General features: G+C 65.6%; 23 protein-coding genes. 7 read left to right on the forward strand and 16 right to left on the reverse strand.

Features of this window, described 5'->3' with window-relative positions:
- Positions 1-157 precede the first annotated feature (157 nt).
- The 5 genes from K8U54_RS11275 to K8U54_RS11295 form a co-directional block, all read right to left on the reverse strand.
- Positions 158-1498 carry a hemolysin family protein gene (locus K8U54_RS11275; protein WP_249910200.1) on the reverse strand — a complete coding sequence of 447 codons (1341 nt, stop codon included), beginning with the start codon at positions 1496-1498 and terminating at the stop codon, positions 158-160.
- A 349-nt stretch (positions 1499-1847) separates the two neighbouring features.
- Positions 1848-3155 carry a phosphate regulon sensor histidine kinase PhoR gene (gene phoR, locus K8U54_RS11280; protein ID WP_249910201.1) on the reverse strand — a complete coding sequence of 436 codons (1308 nt, stop codon included), beginning with the start codon at positions 3153-3155 and terminating at the stop codon, positions 1848-1850.
- 51 nt (positions 3156-3206) lie between these two features.
- Positions 3207-3896, reverse strand: coding sequence for a phosphate regulon transcriptional regulator PhoB (gene phoB, locus K8U54_RS11285; protein ID WP_070885833.1), 690 nt, complete (start codon positions 3894-3896; stop codon positions 3207-3209).
- 101 nt (positions 3897-3997) lie between these two features.
- The gene (ubiA, locus tag K8U54_RS11290; RefSeq protein ID WP_249910202.1) at positions 3998-4888 is read right to left on the reverse strand and encodes a 4-hydroxybenzoate octaprenyltransferase; all 891 of its coding nucleotides are present in this window, start codon (positions 4886-4888) and stop codon (positions 3998-4000) included.
- Between the two features lie 55 nt (positions 4889-4943).
- Positions 4944-5486 carry a chorismate--pyruvate lyase family protein gene (locus K8U54_RS11295; RefSeq protein WP_434059999.1) on the reverse strand — a complete coding sequence of 181 codons (543 nt, stop codon included), beginning with the start codon at positions 5484-5486 and terminating at the stop codon, positions 4944-4946.
- Positions 5487-5629: 143 nt separating this feature from the next.
- Here K8U54_RS11295 and K8U54_RS11300 point away from each other — a divergent pair, with 143 nt between their 5' ends.
- The 4 genes from K8U54_RS11300 (at position 5630) to K8U54_RS11315 (ending at position 8039) form a co-directional block, all read left to right on the forward strand.
- Complete coding sequence (locus K8U54_RS11300) at positions 5630-5797, forward strand: rubredoxin (RefSeq protein WP_070885836.1); 168 nt, start codon at positions 5630-5632, stop codon at positions 5795-5797.
- A gap of 94 nt (positions 5798-5891) precedes the next feature.
- On the forward strand, positions 5892-7040 hold the full coding sequence (locus K8U54_RS11305; RefSeq protein WP_249910203.1) for an FAD-dependent oxidoreductase: 1149 nt from the start codon (positions 5892-5894) through the stop codon (positions 7038-7040).
- 169 nt (positions 7041-7209) lie between these two features.
- A complete protein-coding gene (locus tag K8U54_RS11310) occupies positions 7210-7482 on the forward strand; it encodes an HU family DNA-binding protein (RefSeq protein WP_013789407.1) in 273 nt (90 codons plus the stop codon).
- A gap of 164 nt (positions 7483-7646) precedes the next feature.
- Positions 7647-8039, forward strand: coding sequence for a helicase (locus tag K8U54_RS11315; protein WP_249910204.1), 393 nt, complete (start codon positions 7647-7649; stop codon positions 8037-8039).
- A gap of 45 nt (positions 8040-8084) precedes the next feature.
- Here K8U54_RS11315 and K8U54_RS11320 read toward each other — a convergent pair whose 3' ends face one another.
- From K8U54_RS11320 to exbB, 6 genes are all read right to left on the reverse strand, one after another.
- Positions 8085-9488, reverse strand: a complete 1404-nt coding sequence (locus K8U54_RS11320; RefSeq protein WP_249910205.1) for an aminoacyl-tRNA deacylase and HDOD domain-containing protein — start codon at positions 9486-9488, stop codon at positions 8085-8087.
- A gap of 95 nt (positions 9489-9583) precedes the next feature.
- Positions 9584-11659, reverse strand: a complete 2076-nt coding sequence (recG, locus tag K8U54_RS11325; protein ID WP_249910206.1) for an ATP-dependent DNA helicase RecG — start codon at positions 11657-11659, stop codon at positions 9584-9586.
- 8 nt (positions 11660-11667) lie between these two features.
- Entirely contained in the window at positions 11668-12591 is a 924-nt protein-coding gene (locus K8U54_RS11330; RefSeq protein WP_249910207.1) for a hydrogen peroxide-inducible genes activator, read from the reverse strand.
- A gap of 152 nt (positions 12592-12743) precedes the next feature.
- Positions 12744-13487 carry an energy transducer TonB gene (locus K8U54_RS11335; RefSeq protein WP_249910208.1) on the reverse strand — a complete coding sequence of 248 codons (744 nt, stop codon included), beginning with the start codon at positions 13485-13487 and terminating at the stop codon, positions 12744-12746.
- The gene (exbD, locus tag K8U54_RS11340; RefSeq protein ID WP_070885843.1) at positions 13484-13912 is read right to left on the reverse strand and encodes a TonB system transport protein ExbD; all 429 of its coding nucleotides are present in this window, start codon (positions 13910-13912) and stop codon (positions 13484-13486) included. The genes K8U54_RS11335 and exbD overlap by 4 nt, the downstream gene beginning before the upstream one ends.
- A gap of 4 nt (positions 13913-13916) precedes the next feature.
- Positions 13917-14597 carry a tonB-system energizer ExbB gene (gene exbB / locus K8U54_RS25330; protein WP_434060024.1) on the reverse strand — a complete coding sequence of 227 codons (681 nt, stop codon included), beginning with the start codon at positions 14595-14597 and terminating at the stop codon, positions 13917-13919.
- A 620-nt stretch (positions 14598-15217) separates the two neighbouring features.
- Here exbB and K8U54_RS11350 point away from each other — a divergent pair.
- The gene (locus K8U54_RS11350) at positions 15218-16075 is read left to right on the forward strand and encodes an SDR family oxidoreductase (protein WP_249910210.1); all 858 of its coding nucleotides are present in this window, start codon (positions 15218-15220) and stop codon (positions 16073-16075) included.
- A 40-nt stretch (positions 16076-16115) separates the two neighbouring features.
- On the opposite strand, the gene K8U54_RS11355 is transcribed toward K8U54_RS11350, so the two are convergent.
- From K8U54_RS11355 to K8U54_RS11375, 5 genes are all read right to left on the reverse strand, one after another.
- A complete protein-coding gene (locus K8U54_RS11355; protein WP_249910211.1) occupies positions 16116-16496 on the reverse strand; it encodes a RidA family protein in 381 nt (126 codons plus the stop codon).
- A gap of 180 nt (positions 16497-16676) precedes the next feature.
- The gene (gene spoT, locus K8U54_RS11360) at positions 16677-18785 is read right to left on the reverse strand and encodes a bifunctional GTP diphosphokinase/guanosine-3',5'-bis pyrophosphate 3'-pyrophosphohydrolase (RefSeq protein WP_070885847.1); all 2109 of its coding nucleotides are present in this window, start codon (positions 18783-18785) and stop codon (positions 16677-16679) included.
- Positions 18786-18845: 60 nt separating this feature from the next.
- A complete protein-coding gene (rpoZ, locus tag K8U54_RS11365) occupies positions 18846-19109 on the reverse strand; it encodes a DNA-directed RNA polymerase subunit omega (RefSeq protein ID WP_013789418.1) in 264 nt (87 codons plus the stop codon).
- 168 nt (positions 19110-19277) lie between these two features.
- On the reverse strand, positions 19278-19898 hold the full coding sequence (gene gmk / locus K8U54_RS11370; protein ID WP_249910212.1) for a guanylate kinase: 621 nt from the start codon (positions 19896-19898) through the stop codon (positions 19278-19280).
- A gap of 55 nt (positions 19899-19953) precedes the next feature.
- Positions 19954-20817: a YicC/YloC family endoribonuclease gene (locus K8U54_RS11375; protein WP_249910213.1), complete on the reverse strand. Its 864-nt coding sequence runs from the start codon at positions 20815-20817 to the stop codon at positions 19954-19956.
- 161 nt (positions 20818-20978) lie between these two features.
- Here K8U54_RS11375 and rph point away from each other — a divergent pair, with 161 nt between their 5' ends.
- Complete coding sequence (gene rph, locus K8U54_RS11380; protein WP_249910214.1) at positions 20979-21701, forward strand: ribonuclease PH; 723 nt, start codon at positions 20979-20981, stop codon at positions 21699-21701.
- 27 nt (positions 21702-21728) lie between these two features.
- Positions 21729-22103, forward strand: coding sequence for a DUF4870 domain-containing protein (locus tag K8U54_RS11385; protein ID WP_249910215.1), 375 nt, complete (start codon positions 21729-21731; stop codon positions 22101-22103).
- Positions 22104-22189: the final 86 nt, after the last annotated feature.

Here is a 22189-nt window from a genome sequence, read left to right on the forward strand (position 1 = left end):
GGCGCCATTCGAGCAAGCCGACGAACGGTCGTAAGTGCTTGTCAGGCAAGGTGAGGGTGAGGCTGATCACCCGCAATAGATGACCGATCGGTCAGGTTGCCAGCGCGGCACGATCGGCGGCTGGGCGGGTGCCCTCGCCGCCGCCCGCGCATTGGCCTCAGTCGAGCTTGATGACCTTGGCCAGGAGGATCTTCGGCCCTTTCATCTTCTTGACGATCAACCGCAGGCCGGCGACTTCCAGGGACTCCTCCTCCTCGGGCACCCGCTTGAGGGTTTCATAGATCAGGCCGGCAAGGGTCTCGGCCTCGATATGGTCGAGGTCGATGCCCAGCAGCCGCTCGAGCTTGAACAGCGGGGTGTCGCCACGCACCAGCAGCTTGCCGGGCTGGTAGGCGAGGATGCCGCGTTCGGTCTTGCGGTGTTCGTCCTGGATGTCGCCGACCAGGGCTTCGAGCACGTCCTCCATGGTCAGGTAGCCGATCACCTTGCCGTCGGCCTCTTCGACCAGGGCGAAATGCGCGCTGCCCTTGCGGAACTGCTCCAGCAGGTCGGACAGCGGCAGGTTGCGGCTGACCTTCTCGATCGGCCGCATCAGCTCGCCCAGGCGCAGGGTCGAGGGCAGCATTTCCAGCAATGACAGGTGCAGCAGCAGGTCCTTGATGTGCAGCACGCCGACGAACTCGCCCGCGGCTTCGTCGTAGATCGGGAAACGGCTGTACTTGTGGCGGCGGAACAGGCTGAACACCTCGTCCAGCGTGGCGTTGAGTTCCAGGTAGACGAGGTCTTCGCGGGAGTTCGCCCAGTCGACCACCTCCAGTTCGCCGAGCTCCACGGCAGAGGCGAGCACGCGCATGTCCTGGTCGCTCGGGTCGCTGGCACGGCTGGAATGCAGGATCAGCTTGAGCTCGTCGCGGCTGTAATGATGCTCGTGGTGGCCGGCTGGCTGATCCTGACCGGCAATGCGCAGGATGGCGTTGGCGCTGGCGTTGAGCAGGAAGATCGCCGGGTACATGGCCCAGTAGAACAGGTACAGCGGCGCCGCCGTCCACAGCGACAGCAGCTCCGGCTTGCGAATGGCCCAGGATTTGGGGGCCAGTTCGCCGATCACGATGTGCAGGTAGGAAATGATGAAGAACGCGGTGAAGAAGGCGATGCCGTGGATCAGCTTCTGCGATTCGATGCCGACCGAGGTCAGCAGCGGCTCGAGCAGGTGCGCGAAGGCCGGTTCACCCACCCAGCCCAGGCCCAGGGAGGCCAGGGTGATACCCAGCTGGCAGGCGGACAGGTAGGCATCGAGCTGGTTGTGCACGGTACGCAGGATGTGCCCGCGCCAGCCGTTCTTCTGGGCCAGGGCTTCGACCTTGGTGGCGCGCAGCTTGACCATGGCGAACTCGGCGGCCACGAAGAAGCCATTGAGCAGCACCAGAAACAGGGCGAACAGCACCAGGCCCATGTCCGCGAAATAACTGGAGAAGGAGACGCTCGTAGAGGGATCCATAAGGGGTTCGTGTGACCGGATGTTGCTAAAGGGTGGGGCCTGGGCGAGCGCTTTGCAATAGGCTCTAGGGTCTGTTGACGTTTCAGCGCGAGCCGCGTTGCTGCAAGAAATCTCGCCAGGCCGGGCGGCGATCCGCTAGGCGGAGGACGCAGGGAATGGTGTTCCCTTGCCAAGTCCTCCAACAACGCATGGCGAGATTTCTCGTGCAACCCGTAGGGCCGGGCCCGTTTTGTCGCGATGCGGCGTTTCTCGCCGGCTCATTTAGCTAGCTAAACTTCGCGGCTCGTGCCTTGCCTCGCGACAAAACGGGCTCCGGCGCGGCCGTGCATGAAACGTCAACAGGCCCTATTCAGCGGGTTGGCGCGGCGATCTGCGCCGGCTGGAAATGGCAGGTGAACAGGCTGCCCTTGCCGATCACGCTGGTGATCTCCAGCCCACCGCGGTGGCGCAGCAGCACGTGTTTGACGATGGCCAGGCCCAGGCCCGTGCCGCCGGTGTGGCTGGCGCGGCTGGAGTCGACCCGGTAGAAACGCTCGGTCAGGCGCGGCAGGTGCTTGGCCTCGATACCGGGGCCGGTGTCCTGCACCGACAGGTGCGCGCCCTGTGCGTCCTGCCACCAGCGAATGCGGATCTCGCCGTCGGGCTGGGTGTACTTCACGGCGTTGAACACCAGGTTGGAAAACGCGCTGCGCAGCTCCGACTCGCTGCCCTTGAGCCTGAGGCCGGCGTCGGCTTCCAGGCTGATGCGGTGGTTGCGTTCGGCAGACAGCGCCAGGGCATCGTTGCGGATGGTCTGCAGCAGCAGGTCGACCGCCACCGGGTGGTTGTCGGAGGGGTAATCGGTGGCTTCCAGCTTGGCCAGCAGCAGCAGGTCGTTGAGCAGGCCCTGCATGCGCGCGCCTTGCTGCTGCATCTGCTGCAGGGCGCGGCGCCAGCGCGGGTTGATCTCGTCGACGTTGTCCTGCAGGGTTTCCAGGTAGCCGGAAATCACCGTCAGCGGCGTGCGCAGTTCGTGGGAAACGTTGGCGACGAAGTCCTTGCGCATCTGCTCCAGCTGGTGGAGGCGGGTGACGTCGCGCACCAGCATCAGGTGCTCCTGATTACCGTAGCGGGTGATGTTGAGCTGCAGCTGCTTGCGCGGGTTGACCGGCGAGGGCAGGTCGAGGGGCTCGAGGAAATTGCCGCGCTCGAAGTAATCCTTGAAGCGTGGGTCGCGCACCAGGTTGGTAATCGACTGGCCGCTGTCCTGGGGCGTCTTCAGGCCCAGCAGGGTTTCCGACGCCTTGTTCCACCACTCCAGGTTGCCGTGACTGTCGAGCATGATCACCGCGTCACGCAGTGCCGCGGTGGACTCCTGCACGCGGTCGATCACCGCCTGCAGGCGGCCGCGGGCGCGCTGGTTGCGGCGCTGCAGGTGGTAGATGCTGTCGAACACCTCGCCCCACAGGCCGTAGCCGTCGGGTGGTGGTTCGTCGGGCTGGTGATCCTTGAGCCAGGCATGCAGGCGCAGCAACTGGCTGAGGTTCCACAGCAGGTGGGCGGCCAGGCCAATGGCGATGGCCCAGGCATATTCGCCGGTGATCACGCCAGCGGCCAGGCAGGCCGCGATCAGCAGTACAAGGCGGCGGGTTATGGCGCCACGCCAGTTGCTCGTCACGTTTCGCTCATCCGCCAGCCAATCCCTGTCGTGGTGAAATCAGGCTATCGCTCAGCCCTTGGTGGAGAAACGATAACCGGTGCCGCGTACCGTCTGCACCAGATTTTCATAGGCCTCGCCCAACGCCTTGCGCAGGCGACGGATATGCACGTCGACGGTACGCTCCTCGACATAGACGTTGCCGCCCCAGACCTGGTCGAGCAGCTGGCCGCGGGTGTAGGCGCGTTCCTGGTGGGTCATGAAGAACTGCAACAGGCGGTATTCGGTGGGGCCCATTTCGGCCGGCTTGCCGTCGATGGTCACGCGGTGGCTGATCGGGTCGAGCAGCAGGCCGCCCACTTCGATCGGGCCTTCGCTGTCGCTCGGGCCGGCGCGGCGCAGCACGGCCTTGAGGCGGGCGACCAGCTCGCGTGGCGAGAACGGCTTGGTGATGTAGTCGTCGGCGCCGACTTCCAGGCCCTGGATCTTGTTGTCCTCTTCGCCCTTGGCGGTGAGCATGATGATCGGAATGTCGCCGGTCAGCTCGTCGCGCTTCAGGCGCCGGGCCAGCTCGATACCGGAGGTGCCGGGCAACATCCAGTCGAGCAGGATCAGGTCGGGCTTGCGGTCGACGATGATGGCGTGGGCCTGCCCGGTGTTTTCCGCTTCCAGGCACTCGTACCCGGCCATTTCCAGCGCCACCACGATCATCTCGCGGATCGGCGCTTCGTCGTCGACGATCAGGATGTTCTTGCCAACCATGGGTTGAGCCTCGGTTCATTCAACTGTCATGCGGCGCATTAGATAACGGAATTATTGCAGCGATATGACAGCCGTGCGGCAGGCGCCTCGCGCGGCCACTCTCAGCGCATGGCGTAATCCAGCACGATGCCGAGGAAGATCGCCAGGCCCGCCCAGTGGTTGTGCAGAAAGGCCCGGAAGCAGATCAGCGGCTCGCGCTGGCGGGTAGTGCGAAATTCCCAGGCGAAGCAGCCGGCGGCCACCAGCAGGCCTAGATGGAAGTAAAGGCCCAGCTCGAAGCGCGCGCCAGCCAGCAGCAGGCACAGCAGGGCCAGGCCCTGCAGGCCGAGAATGATCACCCGGTCGGCATCGCCGAACAGGATCGCGGTGGATTTCACGCCGATCTTCAGGTCGTCCTCGCGGTCGGCCATGGCGTAGTAGGTGTCGTAGGCCACGGTCCATATCACGTTGGCCAGCAGCAGCAGCCAGGCCGCCGCCGGCAGCTCGCCGGTCTCGGCGGTGAAGGCCATCGGCATGCCCCAGGAGAACGCGGTGCCGAGCACCACCTGGGGGTAATAGGTGTAGCGCTTCATGAACGGATACAGCGCCGCCACGGCCAGGGCGCCGAACGACAGCCATACGGTGGTGGCGTTGGTCAGCAGCACCAGGGCGAAACTGAGGGCCACCAGCACGGCGAAGAGGATCAGCGCTTCGCGCGCGGTGACCTTGCCGCTGGCCAGCGGGCGGGCCTTGGTGCGGCTGACGTGGCCGTCGAAATGGCGATCGGCGTAATCGTTGATCACGCAGCCGGCGGCGCGCATCAGCACCACGCCGGTCACGAAGATCAGCAGATTCTTGATGCTTGGCACGCCTTCGGCGGCGATCCACAGCGCCCACAGCGTCGGCCACAGCAGCAGGTAGATGCCGATGGGTTTGTCCATGCGCGTCAACTGCAGGAAATCCCAGGTGCGTGGGTGCAGGCGATTGAGCGATTGCAGCAGACGGATGTACATCGGGCGGTTCTCCTGGCGCGGTGCGCGGATTATACGGCGCCGCGCCGGTGGGGGGTCAGCGGCTCGCCGCGGGCCAGAAGTCGGGCAGGAAGACCTCGGCGACCAGCACGGCCAGCGGGCCGCGACGAAAGCACGAGCGGCGGGCCCACAAACCGTCCTGCCGGGCTTCTGCCGGCAGCCAGGCACCAGGGTAGCGGCAGACCTGCAGTTCGCCGCGGGCGAAGGCCTGGTCACTGAACAACAGCTCACCCAGGGAGCGGCTGCCCAGTTGCTGAAGATCCAGGCCCGAGCCGTCCAGCGCCTGGCGGGCGGCCACACTGCGGGCGAACACCCAGGGCTGGCCATTGCCGCGCAGGTAGACCTCGCGCACCCAGCCAAGGCTGCCCGGCGGCACGCCCAGCGCCGCGCACTCGTCGTCACGCAGCAGCAGCCAACCTTCGCGCAGCGGCGTGACGCTGAAACCGCCCGCCGACAGTTCGGTCAACCGCCGGGTGAGGGATTGTTCGTTGAACAGCCAGTCGCAAACGTTGGCCGAGGGCACGCTGGGTAGCAGGTCGCGGGTGAGCCAGGTGGGTGTCTGGAAGGCAGGACGGGGCACGGTGCAGGTTCGCGATGGGGCGGAGCGCGGAGTCTACCATGGGCGTTGCGGGCCCTCGGCATTCGTCGCGCCCGCTTGGCGATAGCGCGGCATTTGCGGTAGCGTGCCCGCGCAATAACCGTGAGTAGCGCCGGAGAGCCTGTATGAAGAAGTGGCAATGTGTGGTCTGCGGACTGATCTATGACGAGCGCGAGGGCTGGCCGGATGACGGCATCGTGCCGGGCACCCGCTGGGAAGATGTGCCCGAGGATTGGCTGTGCCCCGACTGTGGCGTGGGCAAGATGGACTTCGAGATGATCGAAATCAACTGAGAAATCGCTCGAAGCTCGCTGCGCGTCGGCCCTGCTGCGTTGGCACGGCGCTGGCTCGCGAAGCGTTGAACATTCTTGAGGAAAGGAACGAGCAATGAGTGATCCCGTCGTCATCATCGGCACTGGCCTGGCCGGCTACAACCTGGCCCGCGAGTTTCGCAAGCTGGACAGCGAAACGCCGTTGCTGCTGATTACCGCCGACGACGGACGCTCGTATTCCAAGCCGATGCTGTCCACCGGCTTCGGCAAGAACAAGGATGCCGATGGGCTGTGCATGGCCGAGCCGGGCGCCATGGCCGAGCAGCTGAATGCGCAGGTGTGGACCCACACCCGGGTCACCGGTATCGATGCCGGTCACCGCCGCCTGTGGATCGGCGAGGAGGCGGTGGCCTATCGCGACCTGGTGCTGGCCTGGGGCGCCGAGGTGCTTGCCGTGCCCATCGAGGGCGACGCCGCTGACCAGTTGTTCACGGTCAACGATCTGCAGGGCTACGGGCGGTTTCGCCAGGCCGTCGAGGGCAAGCGCAAGGTGCTGATTCTCGGTGCCGGGCTGATTGGCTGCGAGTTCGCCAACGATCTGTCCCTGGGCGGCTATGAAGTCGATCTGGTGGCGCCCTGCGAACAACTGATGCCGGCCTTGCTGCCGGCCGAAGCCGCCGCAGCGGTACAAGGCGGTCTCGAAGCGCTGGGCGTGCGCTTTCACCTCGGCCCGGTGGTCAGTCGCCTGCAGCACGCGGCCAGTGGGCTCGAGGCGCATTTGTCCGATGGCCGCACGATTGCCTGCGATGCGGTGATCTCCGCCGTCGGCCTGCGCCCGCGTACCGACCTTGCCGCCGCCGCGGGCCTGGCGGTGAACCGTGGCGTGGTGGTCGACCGTCTGCTGCGTACCTCCCACGAACATATCCACGCCCTGGGCGATTGCGCCGAGGTCGACGGCCTCAACCTGCTCTACGTGATGCCGCTGATGGCCTGCGCCCGGGCGCTGGCCAGGACCCTGGCCGGCACGCCGAGCGAGGTGGCCTACGGCGCCATGCCGGTTACCGTGAAGACCCCGGCCTGCCCACTGGTGGTGTCACCGCCGCCGCGGGGCAGCGCAGGGCGCTGGACGGTCGAAGGCAGCGGCGCCGATATCCGCGCCCTGTGCCACGACGCCTCGGGTGCGCTGCTGGGCTACGCACTGACCGGCACCGCCGTGCAGGAGCGCCTGGCGCTGAATCGCCAACTGCCGGCCCTGCTGGCGTAGGCGATCTGTCGCCTGCTCGACAAAAAGGGCGGATTTAGCCCGGCCCGGGGCTGGCGAAGGCCCCCAGAGCGTGCCATTCTCCCCAGGCCTGGCCGCAGCGTAGAGCTGTCGGCGCGCGTTGGCGCCAGGGCGCGGAACACAACAACAACAAACCGTAAATGAGGCAATCATGCGTAAACCGGAACTCGCCGCTGCAATCGCGGAAAAAGCTGATCTGACCAAGGATCAGGCCAATCGTGTACTCAACGCCGTTCTCGAAGAAATCACCGGGGCACTGAACCGCAAGGACAGCGTCACGCTGGTCGGCTTCGGCACCTTCGTGCAGCGCCACCGCGGCGCCCGTACCGGCAAGAACCCGCAGACCGGGCAGCCAGTGAAGATCAAGGCCAGCAATACCGTCGCCTTCAAGCCGGGCAAGGCCCTCAAGGACTCGATCAACTGAGCTTGGGGTCTGTTGAGATTTGCGCCCAGGCAGCCACTGTATTGCGGCGCTGAAATCTCAGCAGACCTTCACCACCCGCCAGCACGTCCACCACCCCCGGCTGTCAGGCTTGGGGCAGGTCGCTACAATGCACGGCTCTCTCACTTGCGCGAACAGGCCATGCCATGAAATTTCGTTTTCTTCTGTGGATGCTGGGCCGGCTGATGGCCAAGGCCAGCCGTGACAACCCGGCGTTCCGCCAGCAGCTCGAAGGCCGTGATCTGGTATTCCAGCTGCACACTCTGGACGGCAAGATCGCCCGGCATTTCATCGTCGACAACCAGCGCATCACCAGCAAGCGCGGCGCCGCCAGCGCGCCGGCCTTTGCCATCGGTTTCAAGGATGCTGCCTACGGCTATGCCACGCTGACCGCCCAGAACAAGCAGCTGGCGTTCATGCAGGGTATCCAGAACAAGGACATCCAGATTCAGGGCAACCCGGCCCTGGTCATCTGGTTCCAGGGCCTGACCAAGTACCTGCGGCCCAGGAAGCGCTCGGCCGACCGGAAGGCGGCCTGAGGCGATTGCCGCGGCGCGCGTCCAAGGACGGGCCGCCGCTGCGGGTCAGTGCGGTGAGCCGAACTGGGTGGCCAGGTCGCGCAAGGCGACTTCGGCAGCCAGCACCTTGTTGAGTGCTTCCTCGGCCTTCTCCCGGGTGATGCCCAGGTTGTCCAGCAGGCTGGCCGGAATCTCGCGCGCGGGGCCGTTACCGATACCGCGGTTGTGCAGCAGGCTGACTGCCAGGTAGACGAGGTTCGGGTAGGTGGCATGGTTGCCGGCGTAGGTGGGGTCATGCTGGAAGCGCAGGCCGACTGCCAGTTCCTCGGGCATGTCCCAGTAGCGCATCAACCAGGAGCCGATCTGCTCGCGGCTGATGCCCAGCAGGTGCTGCTCGATGTAGCTGTGCGGCAGGTGCGGGTTGACCTCCAGGTGCCGGCAGATCAGCGAGAAGTGCGGCGGGAAGACGTGGGCCAGCACCAGGTTGCCGAAATTGTGCAGCAGGCCGGCCAGGTAGGTCAGGCCGACTTCCGGGCGTTGCGCCCGGGGCATGGCACGGGTCAGCCCTTCGATGACGGCGGCGGTGTAGATTGCCTGCTGCCAATAGGGCGTGGCTTGCTGCGGCTGGTCCTTGGGCAGGCTGAGGGTCTTGCCCAGGGCCAGGCCCAGTGCCAGGTTGACCACCAGATCGAAGCCCAGCACACGCACGATGGCATCTTCGACCGAGCGGATCTTGCCCGGCGCCGCGTAGTAGGGCGAAGCCGCCCAGCTGACCACCTGGGCGGCCAGCGCCGGATCGGTCTCCACCACGCCGGTGATGTCGTCGACCGTGGCATTGGGGTCGACCCGCAGCTTGATGATCTTCTGCGCCGTCTCGGCCAGCGGTGGAATCTCGATGGTTTCTTCCAGGCGCTGCTGGATGCGGCGTGCAGTGAACGCCTGCACCGCCTGGCTAATCTCCTGGCGATCGTCTTCGGGGCGGCTGAAGTTGGGGCGCACCTTGCTCGCCGGCTCGCCGAAACGCGCCGCGCTGGCCTTGCCGAGCAGGCCCTTGAAGGCTTCGGTGCCGATCTCCAGGAGCACGCCCTGCTGGCCGGACTGGATGTACAGGCTCGGCACCTCGAGCAGGCGCTCGTCGTACAGGCAGGGCGAGCTGGTCAGGGCCGGAATGCCCGGCAACACAGCCAGGTCATGCTTGCCCAGCATGCGGGCCAGGCGCTCGGGCTTGACGGCCGTCAGCTTGCGGCCGGTCAGCTCGGCCAGCCGGTTGAGATCGAGCAGCTGATTCTGCGCAAACAGCACCAGCAGGGCGCCCACGGCGTCCTCGAGCAGCACGGTCTGCACGCGCTGGGCAGCCGGGATGCCGGGTTGGTCGTGGCGAGCCTGATAAGTCACACCGAGTTTCTCCAGCAGCTGACGGATTACATGAGGCGGTTGGGGGGAGGTGTCGGCGATGGCTAGTTCAGTCATGACGTATTCCGTCTTCAAAGGGAGCGCAACGTCCCAAGTATAACCAGCAAGCTGACGACGCAACCGTTCGAGTCAACCATCGTCCCGTGTCTTGCTCACACTTGCCCATATTGTTGCCCGTGGCGCAGCCAGCGCTCCAGCAGCGGGCTGACATGCTGCGGCCATTGCTCCTGCAGCGCCTGGGCGGCATCGCGTACCGCCGGCAGCAGGTCGGCGTCACGCATCAGATCGGCTACCTTGAACTGCAACAGGCCGGTTTGTCGAGTGCCGAGCATTTCTCCGGGCCCGCGCAGCTCCAGATCCTTCTCCGCGATGATGAAGCCGTCACAGGTTTCGCGCATGATGCCCAGTCGCTCGCGGCCGATCTGCGACAGTGGCGGGTGGTAGAGCAGCACGCAGTGGCTGGCCGCGCTGCCACGGCCGACCCGGCCTCGCAGCTGGTGCAACTGGGCCAGGCCGAGGCGTTCGGGGTTCTCGATGATCATCAGGCTGGCATTGGGCACGTCGACGCCCACTTCGATCACCGTGGTGGCCACCAGCAGCTGCAGGTGGCCCTGTTTGAACTGATCCATCACCGCAGCCTTTTCGGCCGGCTTCATGCGCCCGTGGATCAGCCCGACCCGCTGGCCGACCAGCGCGGCCGACAGGTCCTCGTAGGTGGTTTGCGCCGCCTGGCAGGTCAGTTCCTCGGATTCCTCGATCAGCGTGCACACCCAGTAGGCCTGGCGGCCCTCGTTGCAGGCCGAGCGCACCCGCTCGACCACCTCGAAGCGGCGGCTGTCGGCGACCAGCACGGTGTTCACCGGCGTACGGCCAGGGGGCAGTTCGTCGAGGATCGAGGTGTCCAGGTCGGCGTAGGCGCTCATCGCCAGGGTGCGCGGGATGGGCGTGGCGGTCATGATCAGCTGGTGCGGGCTGAGCCGGCCGCCCACGCCTTTCTGGCGCAGGGCCAGGCGCTGTTGCACGCCAAAGCGATGCTGCTCGTCGATGATCGCCAGGGCCAGGTTGCGAAAGCGCACCTCGTCCTGGAACAGCGCGTGGGTGCCGACCACCATCGGCGCGCCGGCGGCGATCTGTTCCAGGGCCGCCACCCGCGCCTTGCCCTTGAGCTTGCCGGCCAGCCAGGCGGTCTCCAGGCCCAGGGGCTGCAGCCAGCGGGTGAAGTTGATGAAGTGCTGCTCGGCGAGAATCTCGGTAGGCGCCATCAGCGCCACCTGGTAGCCGGCCTCGATGGCCTGCAGCGCCGCGAAGGCGGCCACCACCGTCTTGCCGGCGCCGACGTCGCCCTGCACCAGGCGCAGCATCGGCTCGTGCTGGCTGAGGTCGTAGGCGATCTCCGCGCCGACCCGCTGCTGGGCGCCGGTGGGCTTGAAGCCGAGGTTATCGAGAAACTGCTGCGGCAGGCGCTTGGCGACCGGCAGCGAGGGCGCCTGCTGGGCGCGGGCGCTTTCGCGCAGGCGCTGCATCGACAGCTGATGGGTCAGCAGTTCCTCGAAGGCCAGCCGGTGCTGGGCCCAGTGGCGGCCTTCGGCGAGCTCTTCCAGGTCGGCGTCCGGAGGCGGGCGATGCAGGTAGCGAATCGCCTGATCCAGCGGTGCCAGGGCGTATTCCTTGGCCAGCTCCCGAGGCAGCCAGTCCGGCAGACTGTGCGGGCCGAGGCGCGCCAGCGCCTGTTCGCTGAGCTGGCGCAGGCGCTGCTGGGTCAGGCCTTCGGTGGTCGGGTAGATCGGTGTCAGCGTCTGTTCCACCGCCGGCGGTTCGTCGCCGGTCAGCGCGCGGTATTCGGGATGATAGATTTCCAGGCCCGACGAGCCGGGGCGGATCTCCCCATAGCAGCGCACCTGGGTGCCGCGCTTGAGGCCTTCTTTCTGGGCGTTGCTGAAATGGTAGAAGCGCAGGCTCAGGGTGCCGCTGCCGTCGCTCAGGCGCACCAGCAGGCTGCGGCGCTTGCCCATCACCACGTCGGCGCCGGAAACCGTGCCCTCGACCACGGCATCCTGGCCGGGGCGCAGGGCGCCGATGGGCACTATGCGGGTGCGGTCCTGGTAGCGCAGCGGCAGGTGGAAGAGGATGTCCTGCAGGGTCTCCAGGCCGACCTTGGCGAGCTTTTCCGCCAGGGCCGCGCCAACGCCCTTGAGGTCGGTAACGGAAACCGTCGACAGCTCGCTCATCGCCGTGCTCAGGCGTTACGCGGCAGTGGCTTGGCGACCGAGCACAGGCGGATGGAGTCGGCCAGCACCTCGATGGCCTTGGGGCGCGGGAAACTGGCGCGCCAGGCGATGGCCACGGTGCGGAACGGCGCCGGTGGGCTGAGCGGGCGGACTTCGATCACGCCGGGCGCGTAGTGATGACTGTCGACCGCCGAGAACGGCAGGATCGATACACCCAGCCCCGAGGCGACCATATGGCGAATGGTTTCCAGGGAACTGGATTCCACCGTGGTGTGCTTGGCGTTTTCTTCGCCCTTGCGCAGCGTCGGGCAGGCCTCCAGCACCTGGTCACGGAAGCAGTGACCCTCGCCGAGCAGCAGCAGGCTCTTGTCGTTGAGCAGCTTGGTGTCGATGGTCTGCATGGCCGTCCACGGGTGGTCCGCCGGCAGCAGCGCATAGAAAGGCTCGTCGTACAGCGGCAGGGTCAGCACGTCGGCTTCCTGGAACGGCAGGGCGACGATGATCGCGTCCAGCTCGCCGGTGCGCAGCTTGTCGCGCAGCACGTGGGTGAAGTTTTCCTCGATGTACAGCGGCATCTGGGTGGCCACACGATGCAGCTGCGGGATCAGATGAGGGAACAGGTACGGGCCTACGGTGTAGATGGCACCGATCTTCAACGGTGCCGCTAGCTGGTTCTTGCCAGCCTGGGCCAGTTCGCGAATGCCCTGGGCCTGTTCCAGCACCTTCTGCGCCTGGGTGACAATGCCTTCGCCGACGGGGGTCAGGCGCACGGCGCTCTTGCTGCGCTCGAAGATCAGCACGCCGAGCTCGTCCTCGAGCTTCTTCACGCCAACCGACAGCGTGGGCTGGCTGACGTGACAACGCTCCGCGGCACGGCCGAAGTGCTGTTCCTGGGCGAGCGTCACGATATAGCGCAGTTCGGTGAGGGTCATAGTCTTAATCCATTGAGATGGCGCCAAGCATAGCCGCTGTCTTCAAGGGAACCAACTGTTCAGGGCGCTCAAATAATGTCAGCCAGCGCGATGGCTGTCAGGAGGGGATGACAGCTGCCCCGGCGTTTGCCGGGGTAGCTGCAGGGCTGGAGTCAGCGGCCGCGGCCGCGCTCCAGCGAGTAGATGAAGGGTGCGACGATCTCGATGCTGCCGTTGTTGAGCACTTCCGCCGGTGGCTTGGGCAGCGGCTGGGCGCGACGAATCATCTGCAGCGTGGCGCGATCCAGCGACGCGCTGCTGGACTTGCCGACCAGCGTGTAGGACAGCACCTTACCGTCGGCATCGACTACGAAGCGCAGGCGATTGACCCCCTCGAGGCCGCGGCGGCGCGCGTCTTCGGGGTAACGCTTGTATTTGGCCAGGTGAGCCAGCAGCTCGCTCTGCCAGGTTCTTTCCGCCTTGCTCGGCGAACTGACCGGCGCCTGCTGCGGCGCTGCCGGCTTGGCTTCGGCCGGGGCGGGCGGTGCCGGCGGCGCTTCTGCTGGCGGCTGCTCCTGGGGCTCCGGTGGTTTGGGCTCGGGCGGCTTGGGTTTCGGCGGCTTCGGCTTGGGCTTCGGCTTGGGCGGCGTGACCGCCAGCGTGGGCTTCGGCGCTTCGGCGATTTTCGGCTGCGGCTCTGGCTCCTCCGGCACCACTTCCGGTGGCGGCGGCGGTGCAGGCTTGGGCGCGGCTGGCGGCAAGGGCTCCAGCTCGACGATCATCGCCGCCGGTGGCGGCAGCTCGATGGGCGTCGCCTGGGGCTGCCAGTACATGGCCCAGAGGAACAGGCCGACGTGCAGCCCAATCACGATGACCAGGCTGGCGACCCAGGAGAACGTGCGGCTGGATTTCTTCATTGCGCGCCGACCGTCTCCAGGCCCACCAGGCCGATCTTCAGGTAACCGGTACCGCGCAGGGTGTCCATGACTTCCATCAGGTCGCCATATTCGACGCCCTTGTCACCCCGTACGAAGATGGTCTTTTCCTTGTCGTTCTGGGTCAGCTTGTCGAGCGCGGCGCCGAGCATGGCCGGCTGTACCTCGTCGTTGTCCAGAAACAGCTTCTTGTCTTCCTTGATGCTCAGGTAGATCGGCTTTTCCGGTCGCGGCGCCGGTTTGGCGCTGGAGGCGGGCAGGTCGATCTTAACGTCGACGGTGGCCAGTGGCGCGGCGACCATGAAGATGATCAGCAGCACCAGCATGACGTCGATGAAGGGCGTGACGTTGATCTCGTGGTTTTCCTGGAGATCGTCGCCGCCGTTTTCGTTGAGATGAAGCCCCATGGCCTTAACCCACCTTGACCACGTGAGGCGGCTGGGCGCGATCATGGCCCGGCTGCATGTCCAGGTCGCGGCTCACCAGCAGCAGCACCTGGGCCGAGGCATCGGCGACCTGGGCCTTGTAGGCACTGATCGAGCGCGAGAAGGCGTTGTAGATGATCACCGCCGGAATCGCCGCGACCAGGCCCAGTGCGGTGGCCAGCAAGGCTTCGGCGATGCCGGGGGCGACCACCGCGAGGTTGGTGGTCTGGGTTTTGGCGATGCCGATGAAACTGTTCATGATGCCCCATACGGTACCGAACAGGCCGACGAAGGGCGCGGTGGAGCCGATGGTGGCGAGCACCCCGGTGCCCTTGCTCATGTCGCGGCCGCAGGCGCCGACCAGGCGCTCGAGGCGGAAGCTGACGCGTTCCTTGATGCCTTCCTTCTCGCGGCTGCTGGCCGAGAGCTTCAGCTCTTCGCGGGCGTCCTCGATGAGGATTTCGCTGAAGCTGTGCTTGGCGCGGGCCTGGTCGCTGGCCTGGGCCAGGCTGCGCGCACCCTTGAGCTCGACGATCTCGCGGCGCAGGCGGCGGCGCGCTGTCACCAGCTCGATGGTCTTGGCGATCCAGATGGTCCAGGTGAGGATCGAGGCCAGCACCAGGCCGATCATCACGCTTTTGACCACCACGTCGGCGCCCTGGTACATGCCCCACGGCGACAGGTCGTGGAACACCTGCTCGGCTTCGGCGGCGGGATCGCTGTTCAACGCCTGGGCGTCAGCGCTCTGCTGGGCGGCCAGCGCCTGGTTGAGCTTGTCCGCATCCTGGGGAGCGATGTTGTTCTCGCTGAAGAACTGCTGACGCGCTGCATTCAGCTGCTCGGGCGTCGCCTGCGGGCCGAGCGCTTCGAGCTTGTCGCCCAGCGCGTCGACCTGTGCTGCCGCCTCTGGCGACAGCGGCTGTACTTGCTGCCCGGCTGCGGCAGGTTGTGCGGCTGTCGGTTGCTCGGCGGCGGGTTGAGCGGGCGCCGGGGCGGTCTGATCAGCGAAGCTTGCTGCCGGCGCCAGCATCAGACTGAGCAGCAGGGCGAGAGAGGCGCCGAGGCGTTGCGGCCGAGCGGCGACGGTGAGTGGCTTGGCGCTATGGGCGATAGAGTTCATGCTTGCCTGACCTAAATGTGGGGGCGGTAACCTGCGCGGCCATGGGGGGCGCGCGGAAAAAAAGGCTAAGCATTATTGCAAGTAATTCTTGTTCATGAAAGTGTTGGTGTAACCTTATTACCTTTGTGTGGCGCTTTTCAGCGCTCGCCAGGTCGAGAGGGAAGCGGATGAGTAAAGTTGCAGAGGCGCTGATCGCCGGTTGTGGCGATGTGGGTAGCCGGCTGGCTATGCGGCTGCGTAACGCGGGTTGGCAGGTCCACGGCATGCGTCGCAGCGTGTCGGAACTGCCCGCAGGCATCGTGCCGGTGGCCGGCGATCTGCACCAGGCGGATTGTCCCGGCCAGTGGCCCCGCGGTGCGCTGGATTACCTGGTGTACAGCGCAGCTGCCACCGAGCATGACGAGGCGGGCTATCGGCAGGCCTACGTCGATGGGCTGCGCCATGTGCTGGGCTGGCTGCAGGCCCGTGGGCAGCGGCCCAGGCGACTGATTTTCGTCTCCAGCAGCGGCGTATATGGCCAGATAGGGGGCGAATGGGTCGACGAGACGTCGCCCGCCGAGGCGCAGAGCTATTCCGGGCGGATCATGCGCGAGGCCGAGCAGGTGGCCTGGAGCAGCGGGGTGCCGGCCACCGTGCTGCGCCTGACGGGCATCTACGGACCCGGCCGTGAATGGCTGCTCAGGCAGGTACGCATGGGCTATCGGGTGGCGGTGGAGCCGCCGCTGTTCGGTAACCGTATCCATGTCGACGATGCGGCCGGGTTGCTGGCCTTTCTGTTGCAGGCCGATCTGGCGGGCAAGGCGCTGGACGATTGCTATATCGGCGTGGACGACGAGCCGGCGCCACTGCATGAAGTGGTCTGCTGGCTGCGCGAGCAACTCGGGGTCCAGCACTGGGCCGAGGATTCGGCGGTGCGCCGTTCCGGCAGCAAGCGCTGCAGCAATGCCCGGGCCCGGGCGCTGGGTTGGGCGCCGCAGCATCCCAGTTATCGCGAGGGCTATGCCGCGGTGCTGCAGGGCAGCTGACGGGGAAAGCCCGGAGACCTTGCTCCGGGCATGGGGCCGGTCAGTCGATGACCAGGATGCCGTCCATTTCCACCTGGGCGCCTTTCGGCAGGGCGGCCACGCCAATGGCGGCGCGCGCCGGGTAGGGCTGCTGGAAGTAGCGGCCCATCACTTCGTTGACGGTGGCGAAGTGGGCGAGGTCGGTGAGGAAGATATTCAGCTTGACCACATCCTTGAACGAGCCGCCGGCGGCTTCGATCACCGACTTGAGGTTTTCGAAGACCTGTACGGTCTGCGCTTCGAAGCCTTCCACCAGCTCCATGGTCTTGGGGTCCAGCGGGATCTGCCCGGACAGGTAGACGGTGTTGCCGGCCTTGATGGCCTGGGAGTAGGTGCCGATGGCGGCCGGGGCCTTGTCGCTGTTGATGACGCTCTTGCTCATGGAGAACTCCTCGATAGGGGCAGCCTCAGGCTGCAAGACGGACGCAGGCAGGCTACAGGCTGGCGTTCGCCGCCTCAAGCCAAGACCCGCGTCGTTGCGCCTTTTGGATAGGCAATGACGCTGCCAGGCAGCGGGGCTGAAAGTGCGGGAGGGTGTGCTTTCAGGCAGGGGCGCGACGGGTCACGCCTTCGTGCGGGTGATACGCATGACCCCGGGCAGGGTGCGCAGCTTCTTGATCACCCGGGCCAGGTGCACCCGGTCGTGTACGCTGACCACCAGCTGCACCACGCTGACGCGCCCGTCGCGCTCGTCCATGCTGATCTTCTCGATGTTGCCGTCGGCAGCGTTGACGCTGCCGGCCAGCAGGGCGATCAGGCCGCGCTGGTGCTCCAGCTCGACACGCAGTTCGACGTTGAATTCGCCCGTGACATCCTTGGCCCAGGCCAGCTGGATGCATTTTTCCGGGTTGTGGCGCACTTCGCTGATGTTCCGGCAGGTGTCCAGGTGCACCACCATGCCCTTGCCGGCCGAGAGATGGCCGACGATCGGGTCGCCCGGAATCGGCGTGCAGCACTTGGCGTAGCTGAGCACCAGGCCCTCGGTGCCACGAATGGCCAGGGGGCCTTCGGCATTGGGCAGTTCCTCGCCGTCGCTGGCCAGCAGGCGGCGCGCCACCACGTAAGCCATGCGATTACCCAGGCCGATGTCTTCGAGCAGGTCGTCGAAGGTTTCCAGGCGGTATTCGTTGAGTACCGCCAGTTGGCGTTCGGCGGGTACCTTGTCGAGATGGCTCTCGAAGCTGGCCAGCACCTTGTTGAGCAGGCGCTCGCCGAGGTTCACCGATTCCGAGCGGCGCTGCAGCTTGAGTGCATGGCGGATATGGGTGCGCGCCTTGCCGGTGACCACGAAATTCAGCCAGGCCGGGTTGGGGCGTGCCCCCGGGGCGCTGACGATTTCCACCGTGGAGCCGCTTTCCAGGGCCTGGGAGAGGGGGGCCAGGCGACGGTTGATACGGCAGGCGATGCAGGTGTTGCCGACGTCGGTGTGCACCGCGTAGGCGAAGTCCACGGCCGTGGAGCCCTTGGGCAGCTCCATGATGCGACCCTTGGGCGTGAACACGTAGACTTCGTCCGGGAACAGGTCGATCTTCACGCTCTCGATGAATTCCAGCGAGTTGCCGGCGCGTTGCTGCAGCTCCAGCACGCCCTTGACCCATTGGCGCGCGCGGGCGTGGTTGCCCTTGGGCAGCTCGTCCTCGTTGGACTTGTACAGCCAGTGCGCGGCGATACCGTTGTTGGCCATCTCTTCCATCTCGCGGGTACGGATCTGGATTTCGATGGGCACGCCGTGCATGCCGAACAGCGTGGTATGCAGTGACTGATAGCCGTTGGCCTTGGGAATCGCGATGTAATCCTTGAAACGGCCCGGCAGCGGCTTGTACAGATTGTGCACGGCGCCGAGCACGCGGTAGCAGGTGTCGACCTTGTCGACCACGATGCGGAAGGCGTACACATCCATGATCTCGTTGAACGACTTACGCTTGCCGCGCATCTTCTGGTAGATGCTGTACAGGTGCTTCTCGCGGCCCACCACTTCGCCGCTCAGGCCTTCGCGTTCGAGGCAGTGCAGCAGCGACTCCTCGATGCGCGTGACGATTTCCTTGCGGTTGCCCCGGGCGCGGCGCACGGCGGCGCGAATGCGCTCGGAGCGCATCGGGTGCATGGCCTTGAAGCCCAGGTCTTCGAACTCCACGCGCATGCTGTGCATGCCCAGCCGGTTGGCGATGGGCGCGTAGATCTCCAGGGTTTCCTTGGCGATGCGCCGGCGTTTCTCGCCGGACAGCACTTCCAGGGTGCGCATGTTGTGCAGGCGGTCGGCCAGCTTGACCAGGATCACGCGGATGTCCCGCGCCATGGCCATGGCCATCTTCTGGAAGTTCTCGGCCTGGGCCTCGGCCTTGGTCTCGAAATTCATCTGGGTCAGCTTGCTGACCCCATCCACCAGCTCCGCCACGGATTCGCCGAACTGCGCGTGCAGGGCTTCCTTGGCGATGCCGGTGTCTTCGATCACGTCGTGCAGCATGGCGGCCATCAGGCTCTGATGGTCCATGTGCATGTCGGCGAGGATGCTGGCCACGGCCAGCGGGTGGGTCACGTAGGCTTCACCGCTGCGGCGGCGTTGCCCGTCGTGCGCCTGTTCGGCGTAGAAGTAGGCGCGACGGACGAGGTTGACCTGCTCGTCGCCCAGGTAGCCCGAAAGCCTGTCGGCGAGGGCGTCTATGCTCGCCATGGGAGACTCCCATGGCGAGCATTGTGCACCTGCGACGTACGCTTTCGACCCGGCATAGGCTTACAGAGGCTCGTTCGCCTCTTCCTCGAAGGCTGCGAACAGCGGTTCTTCTTCGATGATGTCTTCCTGGGCGACGATTTCGGCGTCTACCAGGCCGCTGGCGATTTCGCGCAGGGCGACCACGGTCGGCTTGTCGTTTTCCCACGCCACTTTCGGCTCCTTGCCGCCGGTGGCGATTTGACGAGCGCGCTTGGTGGCGAGCATGACCAGCTCGAAGCGGTTATCGACGTTGTCCAGGCAGTCTTCAACGGTAACGCGGGCCATGGTGTTCCTCGTAGCGAATGCAAAATTAGCTGGGCCCGAATGGGCGAGCGGACTGAATAGTCTAGAAAAATGCCGGCATTAAGGGAAGCGAAAGTCGCTGAGAGGCACGAGTTCGCCACACCGTACGGATTTTCGCTGCCTCAATGGCAGCGTCCACCCGCTTTTGTCTCAGGCCAGCAACTCGCTCAGCAGGCCGGCATGGCGCTGCTGTTGGGATGTCTGCAGCAATTGGTTGGCGCGAAACACCGCCTTCAGGTCGCTGAGCGCGTGGCTGAAATCGTCGTTGATCACCAGGTAGTCGTATTCGACGTAGTGGCTCATCTCGCTGACGGCCTCGCGCATGCGCCGCTCGATGATCTCGCCACTGTCCTGGCCGCGATTGGTCAGGCGGTGGCGCAGCGCTTCGCGGGTCGGCGGCAGGATGAAAATCGACTTGGCCTGGGGCATCAGCCGGCGCACCTGCTGGGCGCCCTGCCAGTCGATCTCCAGGATCAGGTCGATACCTTGGGCCAGGGTCTTTTCCAGCGCGCGCTGTGAGGTGCCGTAGAAATTGTCGAACACCTGAGCGTGCTCGAGGAATTCGCCCTGCTCGAGCATGGCGGTGAACTGCCCGTGATCCACGAAGTGGTAGTGCACGCCGTCGACTTCACCGGGGCGCATGGCGCGAGTGGTGTGCGATACCGACACGCGAATGTGCGGCTCGCTGTCGATCAGCGCGGTCACCAAGCTACTTTTACCCGCTCCCGAGGGGGCGGAAATGATGTACAGCGTGCCGCTGGTGATGCTCATGGATCTGTCCTGAAAGATTTAATCCGGAAGACGCGCAGCCAATGCCAGGCGTGAATTATTCGATGTTCTGCACCTGCTCGCGCATTTGCTCGATCAGCACCTTGAGGTTGACGGCCGCCTGGGTGCTGCGCGGGTCGAACGCCTTGGAACCGAGGGTGTTGGCTTCGCGGTTGAGTTCCTGCATCAGGAAGTCCAGGCGGCGCCCGGCCGCGCCGCCGGCCTTGAGCACGCGGCGTACTTCGGTGACATGGGTACTCAGGCGATCCAGCTCCTCGGCCACGTCGCTCTTCTGGGCGAGCATCACCAGTTCCTGTTCCAGGCGCTGCGGGTCGAGCTCGGCCTGCATCTCGCGGCAGCGTTCGATGATCTTCTGGCGCTGGGCTTCGAGCATCTGCGGCACCAGCTCGCGCAGGGCGGCGACTTCCTCGAGCATGCTGTCGAGGCGCTCGTTGAGCAGCTTGGCCAGCTCGGCGCCTTCGCGGCTGCGGCCGCTCTTGAGTTCCGCCAGGGCACCGGCGAACAGCTCCAGGGCCGCTTTGTTGAGAGCCTGAGGGTCGCTGCTGTCGGCCACCAGCACGCCGGGCCAGGCGAGCACTTCCAGCGGGTTCAGCGGCGCGGGCTGCTTGATCAGGGCGGCGACGCTCTCGGCGGCGGTGATCAGCTGGGTGGCCTTGTCGCGGTCGACCTGCAGCGGTTTGCCGGCACTGTCTTCGATAAGGCGCAGGGTACATTCCACCTTGCCGCGCGACAGGCCCTGGCGCAGGGCTTCGCGCACCGCGCCTTCGAGGTCGCGGAAGGCTTCCGGCAGGCGCAGGTGAGGCTCGAGGTAGCGATGGTTGACCGAGCGCAGCTCCCAGCTCAGGGTGCCGTTGGCACCTGCCTGCTCGGTGCGGGCGAAGGCTGTCATGCTGTGGATCATGGGGCGTACCTCGGTTTGCGGTGGGGCAAAGGCGGCGATTGTAGCGCAGTGCGGCGGTGGCTCCCAATCGCCTGGCAGGGCCATCGGGCGGGCGCGGTCGCGGCCCGGCGGCAACAGCCCCTATAATGGGCGGCAGATTCTACTCGAGAGCAGGTATTTTGATGAAACGTCCCAGTGGCCGCGCCGCCGATCAGTTGCGTTCGATCCGCATCACCCGCAACTACACCAAGCATGCCGAAGGTTCGGTACTGGTGGAGTTCGGCGACACCAAGGTGATTTGCACCGTCAGCGTCGAGCAGGGCGTACCGCGCTTTCTGAAAGGCCAGGGCCAGGGCTGGGTGACTGCCGAGTACGGCATGCTGCCGCGCGCCACCGGCGACCGCAACCAGCGCGAAGCCAGCAAGGGCAAGCAGGGCGGCCGCACCCTGGAAATCCAGCGTTTGATCGGCCGCTCGCTGCGCGCCGCGCTGGACATGAGCAAGCTGGGCGAGAACACCCTGTACGTCGATTGCGATGTGATCCAGGCCGACGGCGGCACCCGCACCGCATCGATCACCGGCGCCATGGTCGCCCTGGTCGATGCCCTGAAGGTGATGAAGAAACGTGGCGGCCTGAAAGGCGGCGACCCGCTCAAGCAGATGATCGCGGCGGTATCCGTGGGTATCTACCAGGGCGAACCGGTGCTGGATCTGGATTACCTGGAAGATTCCGCCGCCGAGACCGACCTCAACGTGGTGATGACCAGCACCGGTGGCTTCATCGAAGTGCAGGGCACCGCCGAAGGCGCGCCGTTCCAGCCGGCCGAACTGAATGCCATGCTGGCCCTGGCGCAACAGGGCATGGGCGAGCTGTTCGCCGTGCAGCAGGCTGCGCTGGCCGAGTGATTTTTTCGCTGACCGAGGAGAGCCGTGATGGATGAGCATAACGCTGTAACGCCTGCTGCCGAGCCCGATCGGGATGCGCGCCAGTGGGCGATGATCTGCCACTTCGCGGCCGCCCTCGGCTTCGTGTTTCCCTTCGGCAACCTGATCGGCCCGCTGGTGGTCTGGCAGGTGAAGAAGGACTCGCACGCCTTTATCGACGAACAGGGCAAGGAAGCGCTCAACTTCCAGCTGACGGTGGCCATCGCCGGCATCGTCTGCCTGTTGCTGATGCTGGTGCTGATCGGCTTTCTGCTGATGGGCCTGCTGTGCATCGGCACCGTGGTGCTGACCATCATCGGCGGCATCAAGGCCGGTGAGGGCAAGCACTATCGTTATCCATTCTGCTTGCGATTGATCAAATGATCAGCGCCTAATCGAAGAAAAAGCCAGCAGATTGCTGGCTTTTTTATTGAAGTGTAACCAGGTGTTGATTCGCTTGGGGGTGACTT

This window comes from Pseudomonas fulva, from assembly GCF_023517795.1.
GTDB classification, from domain to species: Bacteria; Pseudomonadota; Gammaproteobacteria; order Pseudomonadales; family Pseudomonadaceae; genus Aquipseudomonas; species Aquipseudomonas fulva_D.

Excerpts from the sequence above, each read along its gene's own strand:
- gmk (WP_249910212.1), bottom strand. The coding sequence starts at position 19,898 with ATGAGCATCACCAGCGGCACGCTGTACATCATTTCCGCCCCCTCGGGA.
- K8U54_RS11335 (WP_249910208.1), bottom strand. The coding sequence starts at position 13,487 with ATGAAGAAATCCAGCCGCACGTTCTCCTGGGTCGCCAGCCTGGTCATC.
- K8U54_RS11385 (WP_249910215.1), top strand. The coding sequence starts at position 21,729 with ATGGATGAGCATAACGCTGTAACGCCTGCTGCCGAGCCCGATCGGGAT.
- spoT (WP_070885847.1), bottom strand. The coding sequence starts at position 18,785 with ATGGCGAGCATAGACGCCCTCGCCGACAGGCTTTCGGGCTACCTGGGC.
- exbD (WP_070885843.1), bottom strand. The coding sequence starts at position 13,912 with ATGGGGCTTCATCTCAACGAAAACGGCGGCGACGATCTCCAGGAAAAC.
- K8U54_RS11355 (WP_249910211.1), bottom strand. The coding sequence starts at position 16,496 with ATGAGCAAGAGCGTCATCAACAGCGACAAGGCCCCGGCCGCCATCGGC.
- K8U54_RS11330 (WP_249910207.1), bottom strand. The coding sequence starts at position 12,591 with ATGACCCTCACCGAACTGCGCTATATCGTGACGCTCGCCCAGGAACAG.
- K8U54_RS11305 (WP_249910203.1), top strand. The coding sequence starts at position 5,892 with ATGAGTGATCCCGTCGTCATCATCGGCACTGGCCTGGCCGGCTACAAC.
- K8U54_RS11350 (WP_249910210.1), top strand. The coding sequence starts at position 15,218 with ATGAGTAAAGTTGCAGAGGCGCTGATCGCCGGTTGTGGCGATGTGGGT.
- K8U54_RS11375 (WP_249910213.1), bottom strand. The coding sequence starts at position 20,817 with ATGATCCACAGCATGACAGCCTTCGCCCGCACCGAGCAGGCAGGTGCC.
- K8U54_RS11310 (WP_013789407.1), top strand. The coding sequence starts at position 7,210 with ATGCGTAAACCGGAACTCGCCGCTGCAATCGCGGAAAAAGCTGATCTG.
- rph (WP_249910214.1), top strand. The coding sequence starts at position 20,979 with ATGAAACGTCCCAGTGGCCGCGCCGCCGATCAGTTGCGTTCGATCCGC.
- K8U54_RS11300 (WP_070885836.1), top strand. The coding sequence starts at position 5,630 with ATGAAGAAGTGGCAATGTGTGGTCTGCGGACTGATCTATGACGAGCGC.
- K8U54_RS11315 (WP_249910204.1), top strand. The coding sequence starts at position 7,647 with ATGAAATTTCGTTTTCTTCTGTGGATGCTGGGCCGGCTGATGGCCAAG.
- exbB (WP_434060024.1), bottom strand. The coding sequence starts at position 14,597 with ATGTACCAGGGCGCCGACGTGGTGGTCAAAAGCGTGATGATCGGCCTG.
- recG (WP_249910206.1), bottom strand. The coding sequence starts at position 11,659 with ATGAGCGAGCTGTCGACGGTTTCCGTTACCGACCTCAAGGGCGTTGGC.
- ubiA (WP_249910202.1), bottom strand. The coding sequence starts at position 4,888 with ATGTACATCCGTCTGCTGCAATCGCTCAATCGCCTGCACCCACGCACC.
- phoB (WP_070885833.1), bottom strand. The coding sequence starts at position 3,896 with ATGGTTGGCAAGAACATCCTGATCGTCGACGACGAAGCGCCGATCCGC.
- rpoZ (WP_013789418.1), bottom strand. The coding sequence starts at position 19,109 with ATGGCCCGCGTTACCGTTGAAGACTGCCTGGACAACGTCGATAACCGC.
- K8U54_RS11320 (WP_249910205.1), bottom strand. The coding sequence starts at position 9,488 with ATGACTGAACTAGCCATCGCCGACACCTCCCCCCAACCGCCTCATGTA.
- K8U54_RS11275 (WP_249910200.1), bottom strand. The coding sequence starts at position 1,498 with ATGGATCCCTCTACGAGCGTCTCCTTCTCCAGTTATTTCGCGGACATG.